The sequence below is a fragment of the Bradyrhizobium sp. CCBAU 11386 genome (genome assembly GCF_028128955.1).
Lineage (GTDB): Bacteria > Pseudomonadota > Alphaproteobacteria > Rhizobiales > Xanthobacteraceae > Bradyrhizobium.
This window is the reverse complement of sequence record NZ_LBKA01000014.1, coordinates 40,170-58,004: the sequence shown is the minus strand read 5'-3', so window position 1 is coordinate 58,004 and position 17,835 is coordinate 40,170. Positions and strand designations below refer to the sequence as shown.

Sequence of the window (17,835 nt, the reverse complement as noted above, 5' to 3'; positions counted from 1 at the left end):
GGCGTCGAGCGCATACCGGGCTCGGCCAGCAATCTGCCGCAGGTTACTCGTTTGCACAAAAGCGTGGCCCAACGCCAATCGCCTCAAGTCTGCCCCAGCCAACAACGCCGCAATCACATCGAGTCCCGGCGACCTGAGCGGGGGGCGGTACTAAGGTGCCCGCAAACGCGACCAGCAGGCCGCGAAGAGCGAACTTGCGCTCGCGCTTAACATCACAAGCTGAAATTGATCGGCGGATGATGTTCCCCACCCCATCTTCGCCCCCGCTCGTTCCCGATCCAAGGGAGCAATTTACGTGAGGCAACGGCTCAGCATCCGGTAACAATTAGGGCGAGGAAATGCGCTTCCCAGCCAGATTGTCGCGCTATAATCCGCAGGATTCCCCGGTTGAAGGCTTACTGGAATGCCACAAATGCACCCCGACAATCGACCGATACGCGCAGTGCGACGAACATGGCAGTACAATATGCACGGCAGAGGGATGGGCGGGGCGCACAGCACCGAATTCGCAATTTGACGCCACAGGAGACCTGCCCTCTAGCGGGGCGAAGTATCTACGATGGTATGGTCCGCAACCGACAATGTCTCACTGATCAGCGCCTGAGCCGTCCGGGTGATCCTGAAGTCGTGACGACTGACAGCACAGAGAGCATGTCTGAGTGGTTGCAGGAGTTTTCGTGGCGGATTAAGCGAGTGTTGATAGCCCACACATTATTGACCGACTGCGCAAAGGCCTGTCAGCTTGCGGTAAGCTATCACAGATACAGAGCCCTTGGGATTAACGGGATGTGACAGGGACAGCGTTATCGCTCCAGACCGATCAGCGCCGAGTCACTCTTCCGCTAGTCTCAACGGCAGTGCGGATGTGGTAGGGACTAGTTGGCCTGGTTTCAGCCCCCGGGTCGGTTAGCACCGAGCCGCGCCCGCACTGTTTTACATCTTGCCCCGACCAATCCCGCTAGCTATCTCGACAAGCTTCGCAGGTACTCTGGCGAAGGTCGGTACACCACCTGAAAAGGTGAGGGCCACGTACTTCCATTTCTGCCGCAGCCCGCGCAATGAGTGGCGTTGGACACTACATGCCGCCACGAGAGCCGCCTGGAACCGCGAGTTCGGCCGCTGGCGCTTCGGCGTTGAAGGCTATGCCATGGAAGAGTTGGTCGCGGAGCTTGGCGCGGCCTTCCTGTCCGCCGATCTCGGCCTAACACCGGAGGTGAGGGAGGATCACGCCTCCTATATCGCCTCTTGAATAAAGGTGCTGAAGAACGGACGCGCGATCTTCTCGACCTCGTCCAATGCCCAACGGACGGCGGACTTCCTACATGGGTTTCAGGCCAAAAATTCCGCCGCGGCCTGAGCCGCGGCGGCAATCATCAATCTGGACCTCGTCATTTTTGCTCCAAATAGCTTGGGTCTCCAACGGACTCTGGACGAAGTTGTTGACTGGGCGTCATCCTACTTACAGCGGAGCGGATTTTTCGCACGGGTTCAGATAGATAATTCGCTGCGGCTGCAAGCATTTTGATTGAGGATGCATGGGTTTGAAGCGCGAGGTCCGGTCTCAATCGCGGCGACCGTACCGACCGTGCGAGCTCAACGACCCTGCTCACGCCTTGCATACCACGAAGTCCGTAGATGCTGCGCGACGCTCGTACCCCCCACCATGGGTTGCGAGTCCGGCTTGTGTGCGAATGGCTCGAGGCCGAGCCCGATGACTTCAAGTCCTTTCCAACCGACGTAGACCGCAACCGGTCGGCGTCAGCCGTCAATGGGTGATTAACGTCGAGCATGGTCATCCCCGCGCAGAGCTGGCTCTTGTACTCCGTGCTCTCGACGTTCTCGGCATCCCGGTGGACGCCAACAGTGGAGGGCCGACCAGCCGCGGGTCTACCTCCGCAGTTGATATCAACGCCATCGTCAACAAAGCCAAGAAAGGCAAGACATAATGGCCGAGCTCATTGCACTCTTGGGTGGCACCGAAGTCGGTCGCGTCCGCAGCGACTCGCGCGGCCGGCTGACCTTCGTTTATGACAATGCATGGCGCAACGCGGAAGGGGCCTATCCCCTGTCGCTTTCGCCGCCGAGGAGCACGGTCCAGCCACTGTTCAGTCCTTCTTGTGGGGGCTGCTTCCTGACAACGAGCAGGTGCTCGAGCGCTGGGCCAAGAAATTTCAGGTATCGGCGCGCAACGTGTTTGCCCTCATCTCTAACATCGGTGAGGATTGCGCCGGGGTCATCCAGTTCGTCACGCCTGATCGATTGGAGGCTCTGAAAACAGGCAAAGATGACGAGATCGAATGGCTGGATAAGCCGGAAATAGCAAATCGGCCTCGAGTCTTGCGCGAGGATCACGCTGCCTGGCGTCTGCCCCGCGACACGGGTCAATTCAGTCTTTAGGCGCCCAGCCGAAAACCGCGCTTGTCTCCTCAAAGACAACAAATGGGGCATTCCATCCGGGCGCATACCAACCACCTACATTTTGAAACCACCGACGGGCCATTTCGATGGTCACGCCGAGAATGAGCATATCTGCCTGCAGCTCGCACGCGAACTCGGGCTGCCACCCGCTGAAACCAAGGTGATGCGCTTCGAACAGGAAATAGCGATCGTGGTTTGAACGCTAGATCGGCAGGTCAGCGGGAACGACATTATCCGCGTTCATCAGGAAGATATCTGTCAGGCCATGGGCATCCCGCCGACCAAGAAATACCAGAACGAGGGCGGACCAACGCCTGCCGATGTGGTCGAGCTCTTGCGTACCTACTCGACAGACCGCGAGGCTGACCTGAGACGTTCGTCAGCGCTTTGGTCTTCAACTGGCTCATTGGAGGCTCTGATGCTCACGCCAAGAACTATTCATTGCTTCTGGCCAGCGGTCCTCTCGTGCGTCTCGCCCCCCTTTACGACATCGCCAGCATTCTTCCTTACGACAACGTCGATCAGCGCAAGATCAAACTCGCCATGAAAGTCGGGGGTGAATACAAGCTCGACCAAATTGGCTTGCGTCAGTGGCAAAAATTTTCACGCGAGCTGCGTGTTGATGCTGACGTGCTCATCGCTACGCTGATCTCCATGGCCGGGCAGATCCATGACCTGGTGGCGGACATTCGCACGCGAGCGCAAAAGGAGGGATTGGAGAACGCTGTCATCGAGCGATTGGCAACGGCTTTGGGTGTGGGAGCCAAGGATTGCGAACACGTTCTGAAGGGGCCTAGGATACGGATCATCCATCAATTGAAGGGAGTCGAACGCAACCACGAGCTCGTTCATTCTGATATCGGCGCGCTCGCCGAACGGCTGCCTGACAAGCCCGTTGCCGCGTCCCCTTATGCTCGTCCCGAGTTACGGATTGCAAGCGCTCGGCCGGCGCTCAACTTTGCAGGTCGAAACTAGCGAGCCGCTGCCGGTCTAGAATCATGAGCTCGCGTTGAGTATTGCCGACGAAAGCAAAAACGCCATCATTATGTAATTGCGACACTGCGCGTGAGACGGTCTCGATGGTCAAGCCTAGGTGATCCGCGATGTCTCGGCGAGACATTGGCAGTGACATAACATCAGCAGTCGTGAGCCGCGCATCCATCTCATGCAAGGAAGCGGCAACGCGCTCCAGAGCAGTATTGCGTCCAAGCAGCAGCATTTGGTTTTCCGCGTGCTGCAATTTAGCCATGGTCATGCTGAGCAAGGTGCGTCAGACAACTGCGTCAGTGTGGGCGATTGCATCAAGAGTGTGCCTCTTGATCAGCCGAACAGTGCTCTGCGTAACGGCTTCCGTAGCAAAATCGGTGTGCCCCACTGTTCTCGAATCCGAAAATGTCACCTGGTAAATGAAACGCGCCAATCTGGCGTCGCCCATCGGACAGCAGTTTGTAGGCCGGTACCGCTCCTTTCATGACATGATAGACGCATTCCGCGGGTTCACTCTCGATGTAGATCGTCCGACCCTTCTTGTAACGCTGACGATGTGAGGAAGATCGTGGTGATTTGAGCATTGTCGGCATAGATGAGCATTCACGGTGTGTTGGTTTCTCAGCCATGGATCCGCACGCTTCATATTCCATATGGGTATGTCAGATTGCCGCCTTAATGTCGTAAATCCGACAGGGGCTGCCGGAGCAACTCCGCACGAAACGCTGTACGTGGGCATGTTCTTCTCGTCCAACAAGGCGCGGTCGAGATTTTGTGGGTGGCACGGCGGTTGCTAATGAGCAGAGAGATCACCGGATGAGGTGGGTGAAGATGGTCGCAGGCGGATTTTAGGGTTCACACGGATGAGACTGTTGCCGGTTTCAACAGACGTCTTGCAAGACGCGGCTATTGCGGATGCGTCATTCACCACGCCTCCCGCGGCTACAGGCCAAGCCGCTGCCCCATCCCAAGTCACACAAACGTGCTTCGGTAATGAAGCGAAGGACCCGGACAGAATTTACACGAGCGCCAAGGACAAGAACTTACACGAGCTCAAAGAGACTTCTGTGGAAATGCTGGATGTCATCGGAATTGGGATCGGCCCATTTAACCTCAGTCTTGCAGCGCTTATTGAACCTACTCCGCTCCGCGCACTTTTCCTGGAGAAGCGAGACGCACTTTTCTGGCATCCAGGCCTTGCACTGCCGAACAGTCGCCTTCAGGTGTCGCCGCTCAAGGATTGCGTGACCCTAGTCGATCCTACTAGCCCATACTCATTCCTCAACTATTTGGCACTGCATGGTCGGCTCTACAGCTTTGTCAACAAGCGAAATGCTTCAACGTCCCGGCAGGAGTTCATTGAGTATTACCGGTGGGTCGCAGGGCGACTCAATACGCTCCGCTTCTCGGAGGACGTCACGGATGTTGTTCCGTTTAGGGACGGCTACCGCATCAGCACGAATACAACCACATACTTGGCGCGCGCTGTTGTTGTGGGCGTTGGCGTAGAGCCCAAGATTCCTCCCTGCGCCAGATCTTTGCTATGTGACACTGTCTACCATGCAGCCGACTATCTCGAGCGGCAGCTTCCGCATGCAGCCGAGCATGTGCTCGTTGTGGGAGGTGGTCAGAGCGGGGCTGAGATTATTGAGGACATGCTTACTCGTTCTGTGCCCACCCAAATCACGTGGGCAACGTCGCGTTCAAACTTGTTTTCCATCGACGACAACAGCTTTGTGAATGAGGCTTACACACCCTCCTATAGCCGTCGCTTTCACGCTCTACCGCTTCAGCAGCGCCGGGACATAGTCGAGGGTGAGGTGCTTACGAGCGATGGTATTTCTGTCGATTTGTGCAATCGCCTATATGAAATGCTGTACGAACGCAGCGTGGATGGCACGCTGGCCGACCGTTTTCGTGTGTTGTCCAGCGTAGTCGTGAAAGACATCGCGTCCCACAAAAAGCGCTGGCGAGTCGATCTAGATGAGATCGCAACGCAGCGAAATAGCTGCATCCTCGTCGATCGTATAGTGCTTGCTACAGGTTTCCAGCCACGTACGCCGCCCTTCTTGGAGGCCCTCCTCGAGGGTGCGTGTATGGAAGATGGCCTGCCCGTACTCGGCCCGGACTACGCAGTCCGCTTCGGTCGGCACATGCCAGGACCAATTTATCTACAAAATCAAAGCCGCGTGCAGCACGGATTGCAGAGTGCCAATCTATCTTTGGTGGCGTACCGCAACAGCCAAATTATTAACAGCCTTCTCGGCCGACCGTTCTATTTGAATACATCCGACAGGCAGATGATTGAGGTTTGTTCAGACACGTCTGAACGAGACGACGGTGTGGTTGCGATGCGATCGACCCGACAGGTATTGGGTAGCACATGAACGGCGGCTCGACCTCACCGCTGCGGGGCCGGATTGCGCATGGAACGGCCAACGCTGCCGACCAGCTTTCAGGCACGCTCGACTACCGCGCCTTTGTACCATTTTTGATTGCCTCCATCGTCATTGCCGCAGCTTACGGCACTAGCTTTCTATTGCCGGACTACATGCATGCGCTCGAAACGGATAGTCGAGCCGCGGGTCTTATTATTTCCAGCGGCATGGCTACTACTCTCGTTTCCTGTTGCTTGGCTGGGTGGCTGGCAAAGCGGATAGGCCTATTACCCACGTTGACTGCCGCATCGCTGTTTATGGCGGTAGCCATGCTGACCTTTGCCGGCGCTGCCCTCGATACGCGAGCGGCGTACGTTGGAGGACTAATGGTGGGCGCTGCTTGGTCAGTGTTCTACATTCTGGCACCGCTGCAGATCATTCGACATCTACGGCCCTCAGCACGTATTCAGTATTTGACGGTCTTATCCGGATCACAAATGGCTGGGCTCGGCCTAGCGGCTCCACTTGGTCACTTGCTCGCAAAATACACTGGTTCGCTGGCCACGATTTATGCGGTGCTTGCGATTGCGTGCGTGACCGCCGCCGCCTGCGTGGACCTTACAAGACGCGCGATGTCGAGGCTATCGGCACTGGCTATGCCGGATATCGCGATTACACTTGCCGCGACTATGACACTGCTTCAGAAGTGCACAGCGCTCCCGATCGCCATGATTGCGATTTCAGGCTGCACGTTCGCGGGGCTGTCCACATATCAGAGCGCGTATTCCGCATCACGTCACTTGAATTCCGATCTGTTCTTTCTCGTTTTTACTGCTACGAGCGTGGCACTACGCTTCTCAGTCGCTCACTTCATGGGCAGCCTGCCGTTACGCCGACTGGCGCTCACGCTCATCCTACTGATCGCTGCGTCTCTGGTGCTGTTCCTTCTCAACGGTGGCAGCACCTCACTCTATATTGCGGCCACAGTGCTCTTTGCCGCCGGCTATGGGTTAAATTATTCAACCTTAAACACGATAGCCGTCAATCTCGCCGGCGAGCACGGCGTCTCCGTGCCCACTACCTCGCAGATCTTTACCCTCGCATACTTCTTCGGGATCTTCGGCTTTCCCATGGTCGGAGGGCAGTTGGTCCGTGGATTCGGCCTTGACGTGATGTTGCTGAGCCTATTGAGCGCGACCGCTCTGAATGCGGTGCTAGCAACCCGCCTCGGGCAAAGCACAACTGATCCGCCTCATCTTAGGAAGGAGCTCACACATGCTGACTGAGGCACAACAATCGAAATGGCATAAGGATGGATACCTTCGATTGGAAAGGTTCTTCGATCCAGCCACGCGCGACAAGATTTCTCGTTACGTTGAGGAAGTTGCACGTTGGGATGTAAGCTCCGATAAGTGGATGTTGTGGTTCGAGAAGACGAGTGACAGCCGGAAGATTATCTCGAAGGCCGAGAACTTCCTAGACTACCATGCCCCTCTACGGGAGGGGCTCCTGGCCGATGGCCGCATTCGTATAGCGGTCGAGACACTCTTGAATGAGAAGACACGGATGTTGAAGGAACTTCTGATCTTCAAGTATCCGGACAGCGGCGGATACCGCCCTCATCAGGACATCTACCATGTGCCGCACAAGATACCCGACCGCATGGTGCACGCAATTGCATCCATCGCCGTGGACGACTCCGACCCGGGTAACGGTGGGCTCTTCTTCACGCCAGCTCGCCATAAGGAAGGAATGTTTCCGATGGATGCCGGCGGCGTGATTCACCCGGAGATCGCCGAGACCTTCACATGGGAGCCGGTGCAATTGAAAGCTGGTGATGTTTTCATTTTCGACGATTATGCGCCCCATTACTCCTTGCCAAACAAGAGCGATCGGTCGCGTCGTGCGATTCACCTGGTATTCCAGCGCGCATCCACTGGGGGTCCGACACGCACCGAATACAACTGCATGAAGCGCGCCTACAACCCTCCAGAGGAAGCGGTGGCCGATCTTGAAAACCTAAAGCTTCCCAATGGCATATTCTATCGCGACTGATAGCCAACGTCTGAGGAAGACCATCGTGTACACGGCGCAGCTTGATCATTCTCTGATGAGATCCGAATACGGAGTTCTGGTCTGGCGCCTTTTGGAGCATCTCCCGGAGGGTCTCAGCCCAGCATTTGGCGCTTCAGTCGTGGAGCTCGCTCCAGGCGATGCGGTCGACCCGCACGATCATCAGGAGCACGAGCTGTGGCTGCTGATCTCTGGTCGCGGAGAGTTCGAAGTCGACGGCCAGGTCCGTAATGTTAGCGAAGCGACCTTGTGTTACATGTCGCCACATCAGACGCACACTATCCGCAATATCAGCCAAGACAGCACTCTCAAGTTTATCTCGATCTGGTGGGATTGACGTGCGCACTTATTTTGTCTGTCCTGCGCCGCCTTGCCCTAACGGCAAACTACATCTGGGCCACATCGGCGGCGTGTATTTACTTGCTGATATCTTCGTCCGCTTCCAGCGCATGACCGGCCATCGGGCCTACTACATCACCGGCTCAGACGAGCACGGCACACATACGCTCGAAACGGCACGAAAGCTCGGCCGATCCTTTAGCGAGGTCGCAGAACAATACGTTCACCAGATCTTAGAGTGTTTGCGTGCCGTGCAAATTACGCCTGATGTGTTCGTGCGCACATCTAGCGAGATTCACAAGGAAAATGCGCTAGCGATATTCCGCGAGCTGCAAGTGGCCGGCTACGTCCACGTAAGGCAGGGCGTGCAACTGTATTGCGAACATTGCGATGAGCTCGTTGCGGACTCGCTCGCAACTGGCCGTTGCCCGGCCTGCTCATCGCCCTGCGACAGCAATCTGTGTGAGAACTGCGGGCTGGCTGTTCAGCACGACACAATCCGTGACGCACGACACGTCACCTGCGGCCGCAATCTTGTGCTAAGAGCCATCAAGCAGGCCGTGTTCGACATGCCGCGTCTCGCTCGCCAACTGCACGAAGCCATTGGTGAAAGCGCGTGGCCCGAGCCGATACGCGCCAAGGCGCGCGCTTGGCTACACCGAGAGGTGCGCGGCTTGCCGATGACCCGCCATTTTAGGCACGGAGTTGAGGTACAACAGCCTGACTCTCTGATCGGCCAAACGCTGCTTACATGGTTTGAGGGCCTCTGGTGCTTCGACACCGGAATTCGCGAGCAATGCGCCCGCTTAGGTCTGGACGCAAACACGACGTTGCACGACCAGAACAGCGAGCTTCTCTTCTTCATGGGGCAAGATAATCGCTTCTACTACACGCTAGGTGTCGCCGGCGCTCTGCTCGCGCGCGGCTACCCAATTCCAAAAAATCACTCCGTCCAGGATTTCTACAAGCTGGAAGGCGAGAAGTTTTCCACCAGTCGTGATCATGCTCTTTGGGCTGATGAAGTGGCGCGCGAGGTGGGGCCAAACGTACTCCGTTATGCACTGGCGCGAGTGGCCAAGCCGTTTGGAACCGACGCAAACGATTTTGATCTCGACGGGCTCATCTCGGCAGCCTCACGCATTCGGGTCTGGGAAGATGCGTTACGGCGGTGTGCAGAAAGCGCACTCACGGTAGAGAGCACCGAACTCTCCCCGAATTTCCGCCGCTTCGCTGAAGATTACGCCGATGCGGTCACCGCACTGCGTTTCTGGGATGCGCTTGATATCATCGACAGGTACTTCGAGCTAGCTGGCTTTGCACATGCAGACGATTGGACATGGAATGCTGCGCAGATCTCGCTGTTCCTGAGCCTACTCTATCCCGTAGTACCTGAGCTAGCGATGGGCTACGGCCAGCACTACTTTGGCGGTGCGTGGCGGCCGTCCCTCGAGACATCAGCCGTAGCAGCCCAGCCAAAGGCGTCACTGGACTTTCCCCGTTTCAGCGCGCCAATACCTGCAAGCTTTGCCTCGGAGTACAATAAGCGCTTTCGCAGAGAACAGATTTGGCAATCATGAAGATCCGAATGACGAAGCTATGAATACGCGCATCTCAAAACGCAGCGCTGTCGCTCAGGGTTTCGCGCCGTTCAACTCCTCAAGTGCGACGAATGGGATCAATTTCGGCTATGGGCTGGCCGACCCGGTGATGTTTGCAGAACTGCCGTGGCCAGACGCGTTTGACGGACGTACAGGTGTGGCTCCCGCCGATCTGCCGCAGTATACGGATGCCGCGGGTTTGCCCGAACTTCGTACCAAGCTTGCACTGAGGTACGGTGTGCGGCATGACCAAATTATGCTTACGAGTGGAGCTTCACAGGCCTTACAGTTGCTTGCCGATGGCTGGATTGACCCCGGTGACGTGGTCCTGACGGAGGACCCCTCCTACTTGGGTGCACTGCGTACGTTTTCGATCGCGGGTGCAACCGTGGTCCAGCTAGGTCTGGCTGCAGAGGGAGTGGATCTGAACGAAGTGGAGGCAGTGCTGCAGACCAGTGCCCGGGTGAAGCTCTTCTACACGATGCCAGCATTTCATAATCCAACCGGGCACCAGATGTCGTGCGACCACGTGGCCAAATTGGCGGCACTGCTAGCCCGCAGTGGCGCTCTCTTGGTGCAGGACCTTGTCTATGCTGAGTTGCCCTATAACGGTCCAGTGCATTGGTTGGCGCCGGGCGACAACGTGATCAATGTCCATAGCATCTCAAAAGTTGCCGGACCGGGACTACGGGTAGGCTGGGTGCTTGCGGAGTCGGACATTATCAACAGGCTTGCGCACCTCAAACGCGACGGCGGCGTAAGTCCGGTTCTAAGCAATGTCGTTTTGGGATTATTGCAATCGAGCGCTCTTGACTCGCACATAACACGCTTGCGCGAGCACTACCGAGCGAAGCGAGACGGCGTACATAGGTTATTGCAGCGCAGCCGGATTTGCGAGCCGGAATATAGTGTACCAAGCGGGGGCTTCTCGTTCTGGGTACAGCTTGCCGCGGGTACGGATCCGGAGAGGTTTATTGAAGCTGCAAGCCGCGAGCACGACGTGCACCTTATAAATGGTCGGAACTATGGCCCACGAAGTGGCCGTCACGTGCGCCTGTGTTTCAGCTATCTTCCAATATCTCTCATTGAGCAGGGGCTGGAGCGCTTAGGTAATTTGCATGCTAAACTCTAGACGCGTGTGGTATGTTTCAGCAGAGTTTTCCCATCTGACGCGGGGTCGCAGGTCCAGCTCCAAGCGCCGACACTTCTGAAGAGAGCGGGCTTACGCGGACACACGAAGTCGCTGTCCTGCTTTGTTGTCCGCCGGCAAGGTCGCTTTGGTGCGCTCCAACCGACCCGCCCATCACTCGTCCGAAGCTCGAAGAAATGTTCGAGCTGTATAAGGGGAGCTTCGTTCCCACGCACTGGAGCAGAGTATACGGTTCCGATTTGCCGCATCTTTGCAAGCTACTTAAAGCTCATCGCCGCGAACCGCGAGCTGAGCTGCAAGCTCGTGAGCAGCCGGGTTCGCCGGCCGTGCAGTCCGCTCGGCAGTCCGGCTCGGCGCGGGAGCATCCCCCGACGCCTGGCTACCCTGAGCTCGGGAGCTTGGGCTCGTTGGCCAGCAGATGCAAGAACCAGCATCACCATCGACTGCCGGGTCCTGCGGCGGTCTTGAGCCTTTTGTTGATCTGAATACGCCCGCGCGTCTGAACTGCGCGACGATGCTGACTTTGGCCGGCGGATCCTGCCAGAGCTCGCTCAGACACCTACGCTGCTCTTTTAGTCTTTGGTCGACCTGAATGCGCTAACGCCGTCGGAGTTGCGCGACGATGCTGAGTTGCGCCAGCGCAGTCTGCCAGAGTCGCTAAGACATCTACGCTGAATCATTTGTTGATCCCGCCCTCGGCGTCCTCCGGCTGCTGCGATTTTTACGTCGCTCAGCAGGCGATCGGTCGTCACCGCGCTCACCTTCAAAACCGGCCCACCGCTCATCGGCAGAAAGCTTCAATCTGCCGTGCGTTCAAGTGCCGGGAGCGAGAACGGCTCGCGACGAGCCGCTTACTGCAGAGCCGGTCAGAGGCGTCCCATAGCACAATCAGTGCAGCGCGAATGGAAGCCCCATAGGTCCGGCTTGGACGCCGCGGCACGGCCGATCCCGATGCCCCGTCCACCGACAGTGGTCGGATCGCGTGCTTACGATGTCATCCCGTGACGGTGCAAAGCTCGTCCAGGATTCGTCCCTTCTCACGCCGCCCGCCCGCCCGGTGACGCTCGGCCAGGGCTGATGTGATCTCGCGCTTTGCGCGCATGCTGATCGTCCCCGCCGCAGCCGCCACCGAACTGATCCGGCAGCTCCGCCCCAGGCACGACTGGGAAGTTGTCCGGTAAGATTTTTAGTGAGGCAATGCGCCCCTCGGCGACACGAGGATTACTCTCGCCTTGGATAGCCGATGAGAGAGCGAATGAACGAGGAACGAATCGCGGAAGGCTCGTCGTGGATTTGCGAGAACGATCCGGATCAACTGTGGCTTGGTACCCGTGCGTGCACCTGCGGCGCCGCCGGTATGCCGTTTTGCACTAGTTGCTCGCTATCGAGCGGAGCGTCCCCCTGGGGCGATAGCGTGTGACTATCGTTTGGGGCACCGCGCAGTGCGTTGCGGCTAGGGACGCGCCCGACGACTAGGCGGGTCCCAACAACCCGAGCAATGACGAGTCGTCGGCTCCCATGCCGCCGCAAGACTTCATCGGCCGGGAGGAAGGCGGGTCCTGACACCCCATGAAGCTCCGCGACGATCGAGAGCCGCGGGGCCGTTTCGTTCTGCAGATGTCGCGATGCATTGCCTCACGAGCGACGGCCTCGTCAGCTTCTGGACAGCCTATCCATAATAGGATCAGCTCAATTGATTTCTTGGACGTGAGGCTAGCGTGGACCCGTACAATTCCGATCCATCCAATCCAACAGCTTGGTCCCAGGTGCAGCACGCCGTCTTGGAAAAGGACCAGGGGGGCCATGCCGGGCAAGAGGGCTTTGAGCAGCACTTGGCCGAGGCGCACCCGCCCGATCCGGGTCCTGTCTCCGGTGGCGGCCGCAGCGGCCGCAACTACCATCCCCATCTCTCTGCAGAACATCGGGACATTATCGACAAGGCGATTGCCCAATATGCGGCTCAGAAAAACCCACAACTGAAGACGGTTAAGCGCTATACGCAGGCGCTTCGCCGACTTGGAAATGATCTTGGCGCTCATCGCAAAACGATTGATCTTGGGGACCACCAGTCCCTGGTCCGTCACGTCAAGACTTACTTCCCGAACGACGAAGACATAAAGAAAGGGTTGGGTGTCCTTCGTGCGTATCATGATCCGAGCTATGTAGCTTCTGGCGGGCGGCCGCGCACGATCCCTTCAGCGGAAGACGCGCCCCTCTCAGAGCGGCTTAATGCCAGTGGCATGACGTCGGGCAGTGCTGCTCGTCATGATCGTAGTCTTCGCAGATTTTCTAACGCGCTTAATCTTGCGGGCTACTCGATATCCGGGCTAGACCACGCTGCGCGCATCGAATTCGCTCAAAAGTGGTTCCCGAACGACGAACTTTTATTGTTCGCATTAAGCAAGGTTCGCGATGCCGAGAACGTTTCCGGCGCGGGTGCATCGCAGGAGCCCAGCGGTTACGCTGTCCCGTCGCCCACATCGCATCTTTATCCCGATGACGCCCGCATCATTGATGGCCTGGAAAAGGCAGAGCTGAGCATGCTCAAACCCGAGGAGACTAGCCGGAAGAAAGATGTTCAAAATCTGGCCCGCAACCAACGAAGATTAGGCGCTTGGCTCCAAAGGGAGGGGCGCGGGAGCATAGTGAGCCGAATCACCGGCACCAGTGAGCAGCAAAAGTCGTTCAGCGACGATTACAAGGACTTTAAAAAATCCAATCGAAACGCGGACATGGGCTTTGATCGGCTTCGGAACTACCTATGGCTCGTCGAGGCGAACGCTGCGCTGGGCGTCTGCCCTGAACAGGCGGGTGGGGAGCCGCGGCGTGGCGAGTCGAACTCAACGTGGTCGCCGCCGGAAGCGGTGCCAGATGGGTCGTCGGCGATCTACCGAGGTCTCGACTCCTTCGTTGATCTGCCGTACACCTCGCAGGAAGTGAGAGACGATGCTCAATCAGCGCCGGTGGGTAGGGCTGCCGCCAGACCGCCGCTCTTCACCGGACCATCGGACGCTCCAGCTCAGTCGCCAGACATTTTCCGCGGTCTTCAGTCTTTCGTTGATCTGCCGTACACGCCGCAGCAGATGCGAGACGATGCTCAGTCGGCGCCGGTGAGTGGGGCTGCCGCCAAACCGCCGCTCTTCACCCGACCGTCGGACGCGCCAGCTCAGTCGTCAGACATCTACCGCGGTCTCAACTCTTTCGTTGATCTGCCGTACACGCCGCAGCAGATGCGAGACGATGCTCAGTCAGCGGCGGTGGGTGGGGCTGCCGCCAGACCGCCGGTCTTCACCGAACCATCAGACGTGCCAGCTCAGTCGTCAGACATCTACCGCGGTCTCAACTCTTTCGTTGATCTGCCGTACACACCGCAGCAGATGCGAGACGATGCTCAGTCAGCGCCGGTGGGTGGGGCTGCCGCCAGACCGCCGCTCTTCACCGGACCATCGGACGCTCCAGCTCAGTCGCCAGACATTTTCCGCGGTCTTCAGTCTTTCGTTGATCTGCCGTACACGCCGCAGCAGATGCGAGACGATGCTCAGTCGGCGCCGGTGGGTGGGGCTGCCGCCAGACCGCCGCTCTTCACGGAGCCATCAGACGCGCCAGCTCGGTCGTCAGACATCTACCGAGGTCTCGACTCTTTCGCTGATCTGCCGTACACACCGCAGCAGATGCGAGACGATGCTCAGTCAGCGCCGGTGCTCAGCCCTGCCGGTAAACCCGCGTTCTTCGTCGGGCGGTCGGGCGTACTTCAGGAGCCTGAGGACATCGGATACCGAGTCGACGAGGATTGGCAGGATGGCCCCCAGCCGGTGTCGGATTTCTTACTCGATGTCCTGAATAACATCGGGGTCCTGCCGGCCCAGTTCAGCGGCCCAACCCAGGGCTCCGTAAACGGTGAGACCTGCTCGATCACATTGGGGCCGCGAGGACGCCGCGGTCCGCAATTCATCCATCATCCTCGCCCGTCCCCTGTCCCGGGTGCTCAGATCGGCCCCTCGGCTACCGTTGCCCCTTCCAGCCACCGCAGCGGACCCGTGCTGGGGCCCACGCAGTGGCTGGGTGACGAGCATATCCAATGGGACTATGAGCTCCTGGCGCAGGAGTTGCAGCAGAACAATCCGGATCTCGCCGCCCGGACGCGGTTCGTGGATCCCCTGATAGCCCAAATGTTGCGATCTCCCTCCAAGGAGGTCGCCGAACGAGCATTAGGGTGGGTTCGCCATTATACAGCCGACTTCCTGTTCCTGCCGGTAAGCGATGCCAGCGATACGGATAGACATCAGCGCGGCAGTCACTGGTCGCTGCTGCTGGTTGATCGCCGCGATCGTGGTCGGCCGGTCGCCTATCACTATGACTCCACCCAGGGATACAATGACAGGCCCGCAGCGGAACTCGCAGGACGGCTCGACGCTAACCTGCAACAGGCCCCGATAAGACAACAGCAGAACGGTTATGACTGCGGCGTCTTTGTCGTGGACGGCACCCGGGAACTGGTTAGGCGATTGGCAGCAAGACGGCCGGACCTGAACCTCAACAATCTTGTCATCAGTCGGCAGGCACTGCGGGACCGACTAGGCGCTGATATCGGCTTCAACTGAACGGGGCGCGCGACCGAGTGAAATGCTGTTCTGGCCGATCGAAGATCCGCAATCGGTGTGTTCGCAGAGCATCATAGTGTCTCACGTGAGGAGCTGAGTACGCATACGACGAAGGACGACGAAGACCGCCTGATTGACGCATGCGCGTGGGCACAGCGAGCTCTATGATCGGTCGGGTGAAGGTCAGTGGCCTGCTGACCCGGCGGGCTTATCGGCCTGGCGAAGGAGCTTCCATTCCCAGGGCAGAAGTTCGTGCAGGCGCGACCCGGAAAGATCGGCGATCCGCGCCAGGACCTCGGCGAGCCAGGCCTTGGGATCAACGTCGTTGAGGCGACAGGTCGTGATCATCGTCAGCATGATGGCGGCACGGTCGGCGCCGCGCTGGCTACCAGCGAAGGTCTAGTTGCGCCTTCCCTGCCTCTCCATGCGCGCTCAGCGCATTGGTGAAGCAGATCTTGCCATCGTCGAGGAAGCGGGCGAAGTCGTCCCAGCGCCTGAGCATGTAGTTCATAGGCTTCAGGACGTCGGAGGAGCGCGAGAGGGTTTCGCGCTCGCGCAACAACCAGGCGTGCATGTCCTCGAGAATCGGCTTGTTCTTTCCTCCGCACTGCGCGCGGAAGTAAATCGAGGGGCAAAGATCGAGCCGCAAGCGATCTCATCAAGTGCGTTTGTGAACAGCACATCTGCGACTCTGAGACGTTAAGCAGCCCATTCAGCGCATGCTAAGAGACTGTGAGGCTCAGTTCCTGCGCCATCTCAGCAGCGATTGGGAATTGATCGAGCGTCGTCAGATTCTGAAGTAAGTGCGAGATCAGGGGCATCTGCGGAGATCTTGCCTAGGGTAGGCTCTACAGATGTTGTGAACTCCACGTCGCGGCTATACGTCATCGAAAACACGCTCCGGGACGTGGCCCACCGCACTTAGCGCGCCAGTGATGTCGAACAAGGCTGCGCTCGCAATGATCTTCAAGCTCGAGGAGGCTGCCGCAAAAAGCTGGGTCGGTCGATGGCCACAATTAGTTTCCGAAACTCTACCCGTAAATTTCGCCGACGAATCAATCGTCAGACCGCGAATTCAATCCACTGCCGCCTAGCCCGTTGGGGCATCAACATTCACCGATGGTTCTTCATTCCACGATAACTCACACGTCGGATCGAAAAACAAGTAATTGCAAGTCAGTTCTTCACCAGGTTGTACGTCACGCGCCGTTAGAACTCGGCAATGATCGTCTTGATATGTGTTTGGCTGACTGCTGTGGTTCATGAAGCGGGCATTGTCAGCATTGTACTCTATAATACCATCATTAGCCTTGTAGTCTCTTGGATAGGCATGCTTATCAAGTAGAGCTCGAAATGTTGGAGCTAGAGTTTCGTACTGCTCAGGCGTCACCGCGATGTCAACGATTGGGTTGTGAATCCAAATCAGCGAATCTTTGGGCAAAAGGGTAGCGGAGAAAAGTCCAATACCGCCAAACTGGTCTGGCTTTAAAACAGTTTCGACAATCAACATTGAAGAAGTCTCCCCTAACACTCAGCAAGCTAACTGACCTGAGCCGCGAAATCTCCTGCACAAATCGGTAGGGTCGTCTAATCGCGCCTCCGTCCCGATTTGGATTTGTTTGCATTTGTTGCGGCAGCGGCTGCTGCGGATCGCCTTGTACGGGGCCGCCGACTTGTCGGTGCTGGAAGGCGGCTGCAAGTCAGTGGGATTCCGAGCAAAGATCCGCGTCGATCAAGGCGGCGAGTTCCTGTCGCGCGATCGTGACCTGTAAGCCTACCAGCGTGGCGATACGCTTACTTTCTCGGCGGTCCGGCAAGCCGCCGAGAGCGGCTTCATCGAGGCCTTCAAGAGCCGCTTTCGCGCCGAATGCCTCAATGGCCACTGGTTCCTGTCCCGGATTGCCCAGGACAGAAGAGACATGGGCACATCGTTAGCGAGGGCCACGGCGTGGGCGGTCGGCAGTCGAACCCTGATTTTGCCGCACAATCACGCCGGCGCCACCAGCCCGCCAACGTGATGAGAGGCGCAAAACTCTAGTTCTGGCTGGTCCAAAGTTCGGTCTCGCTACAAGACCGGCACCGGCGCTGGCGAACAGCCGGGCCTCCAGCACAGCATCGGTGACGTCATCGGGCAACGGCCAGCTCAGCCCCGTCGCCTCGAACCGGCGGATCGTCAACCGCACCGTCGACGGGGCTGTCCCCACCCGCCGCGCGATCTCGCGGGTCGCCATTCCGGCCGATCTCAATCTGATCACATCGCGCACATGGCGCATCGCAAACCTCTCCGTCGG

The 17,835-nt window shown here is 58.0% G+C and carries 13 protein-coding genes and 3 pseudogenes; 11 read left to right on the top strand and 5 right to left on the bottom strand.

Translation table 11 applies throughout. From position 1 onward, the window contains the following. The first annotated feature begins 1,018 nt into the window (after positions 1-1,018). The 4 genes and pseudogenes from XI09_RS45965 (at position 1,019) to XI09_RS03935 (ending at position 3,393) form a co-directional block, all read left to right on the top strand. A complete protein-coding gene (locus tag XI09_RS45965) occupies positions 1,019-1,249 on the top strand; it encodes a zincin-like metallopeptidase domain-containing protein (protein ID WP_430649841.1) in 231 nt (76 codons plus the stop codon). A gap of 696 nt (positions 1,250-1,945) precedes the next feature. Then, positions 1,946-2,397 (top strand): annotated as a pseudogene (locus tag XI09_RS03945) (HipA N-terminal domain-containing protein). An 82-nt stretch (positions 2,398-2,479) separates the two neighbouring features. After that, a complete protein-coding gene (locus tag XI09_RS45960) occupies positions 2,480-2,617 on the top strand; it encodes a hypothetical protein (RefSeq protein ID WP_271565734.1) in 138 nt (45 codons plus the stop codon). Positions 2,618-2,805: 188 nt separating this feature from the next. After that, positions 2,806-3,393 (top strand): HipA domain-containing protein, encoded by a 588-nt coding sequence (locus XI09_RS03935; protein ID WP_271565733.1) that lies wholly within the window; start codon positions 2,806-2,808, stop codon positions 3,391-3,393. On the opposite strand, the pseudogene XI09_RS03930 reads toward XI09_RS03935, so the two are convergent. Further along, a pseudogene (locus XI09_RS03930) lies at positions 3,371-3,950 on the bottom strand (helix-turn-helix domain-containing protein); the annotation flags it as partial. The gene XI09_RS03935 and the pseudogene XI09_RS03930 sit on opposite strands and share 23 nt — an antisense overlap. Positions 3,951-4,277: 327 nt before the next feature. On the opposite strand from XI09_RS03930, the gene XI09_RS03925 reads away from it, so the two are divergent. The 7 genes from XI09_RS03925 to XI09_RS03895 all read left to right on the top strand — a co-directional run bounded on the left by XI09_RS03925 (position 4,278) and on the right by XI09_RS03895 (position 15,544). Then, a complete protein-coding gene (locus tag XI09_RS03925; RefSeq protein ID WP_271565732.1) occupies positions 4,278-5,792 on the top strand; it encodes a lysine N(6)-hydroxylase/L-ornithine N(5)-oxygenase family protein in 1,515 nt (504 codons plus the stop codon). Further along, complete coding sequence (locus XI09_RS03920) at positions 5,789-7,069, top strand: MFS transporter (RefSeq protein WP_271565731.1); 1,281 nt, start codon at positions 5,789-5,791, stop codon at positions 7,067-7,069. Before XI09_RS03925 ends, XI09_RS03920 begins: the two co-directional genes overlap by 4 nt. Then, positions 7,059-7,838, top strand: a complete 780-nt coding sequence (locus XI09_RS03915) for a phytanoyl-CoA dioxygenase family protein (RefSeq protein ID WP_271553616.1) — start codon at positions 7,059-7,061, stop codon at positions 7,836-7,838. Before XI09_RS03920 ends, XI09_RS03915 begins: the two co-directional genes overlap by 11 nt. A gap of 25 nt (positions 7,839-7,863) precedes the next feature. Continuing rightward, positions 7,864-8,193, top strand: a complete 330-nt coding sequence (locus tag XI09_RS03910; protein ID WP_097669493.1) for a cupin domain-containing protein — start codon at positions 7,864-7,866, stop codon at positions 8,191-8,193. A 1-nt stretch (position 8,194) separates the two neighbouring features. Next, positions 8,195-9,772, top strand: coding sequence for a class I tRNA ligase family protein (locus XI09_RS03905; RefSeq protein ID WP_097669488.1), 1,578 nt, complete (start codon positions 8,195-8,197; stop codon positions 9,770-9,772). A 19-nt stretch (positions 9,773-9,791) separates the two neighbouring features. After that, entirely contained in the window at positions 9,792-10,925 is a 1,134-nt protein-coding gene (locus XI09_RS03900; protein ID WP_271565730.1) for an aminotransferase-like domain-containing protein, read from the top strand. A 1,736-nt stretch (positions 10,926-12,661) separates the two neighbouring features. Then, on the top strand, positions 12,662-15,544 hold the full coding sequence (locus XI09_RS03895; protein WP_271565729.1) for a Ulp1 family isopeptidase: 2,883 nt from the start codon (positions 12,662-12,664) through the stop codon (positions 15,542-15,544). A gap of 183 nt (positions 15,545-15,727) precedes the next feature. Here the strand turns inward: XI09_RS03895 and XI09_RS03890 are convergent. From XI09_RS03890 to XI09_RS45950, 4 genes and pseudogenes are all read right to left on the bottom strand, one after another. Beyond that, a pseudogene (locus tag XI09_RS03890) lies at positions 15,728-16,142 on the bottom strand (transposase domain-containing protein); the annotation flags it as partial. A gap of 492 nt (positions 16,143-16,634) precedes the next feature. Next, positions 16,635-17,054 (bottom strand): SET domain-containing protein, encoded by a 420-nt coding sequence (locus XI09_RS03885; RefSeq protein ID WP_271565728.1) that lies wholly within the window; start codon positions 17,052-17,054, stop codon positions 16,635-16,637. 190 nt (positions 17,055-17,244) lie between these two features. Then, the gene (locus XI09_RS45955) at positions 17,245-17,427 is read right to left on the bottom strand and encodes a hypothetical protein (RefSeq protein ID WP_442869521.1); all 183 of its coding nucleotides are present in this window, start codon (positions 17,425-17,427) and stop codon (positions 17,245-17,247) included. Between the two features lie 48 nt (positions 17,428-17,475). Then, positions 17,476-17,817 (bottom strand): helix-turn-helix domain-containing protein, encoded by a 342-nt coding sequence (locus XI09_RS45950; RefSeq protein WP_442869524.1) that lies wholly within the window; start codon positions 17,815-17,817, stop codon positions 17,476-17,478. Positions 17,818-17,835 lie beyond the last annotated feature (18 nt).

Bases quoted from the DNA above. Each gene is read 5' to 3' on its own strand.
- XI09_RS03920 (WP_271565731.1), top strand. From the start codon at position 5,789: ATGAACGGCGGCTCGACCTCACCGCTGCGGGGCCGGATTGCGCATGGA.
- XI09_RS03915 (WP_271553616.1), top strand. From the start codon at position 7,059: ATGCTGACTGAGGCACAACAATCGAAATGGCATAAGGATGGATACCTT.
- XI09_RS45950 (WP_442869524.1), bottom strand. From the start codon at position 17,817: ATGCGCCATGTGCGCGATGTGATCAGATTGAGATCGGCCGGAATGGCG.
- XI09_RS03885 (WP_271565728.1), bottom strand. From the start codon at position 17,054: ATGTTGATTGTCGAAACTGTTTTAAAGCCAGACCAGTTTGGCGGTATT.
- XI09_RS03900 (WP_271565730.1), top strand. From the start codon at position 9,792: ATGAATACGCGCATCTCAAAACGCAGCGCTGTCGCTCAGGGTTTCGCG.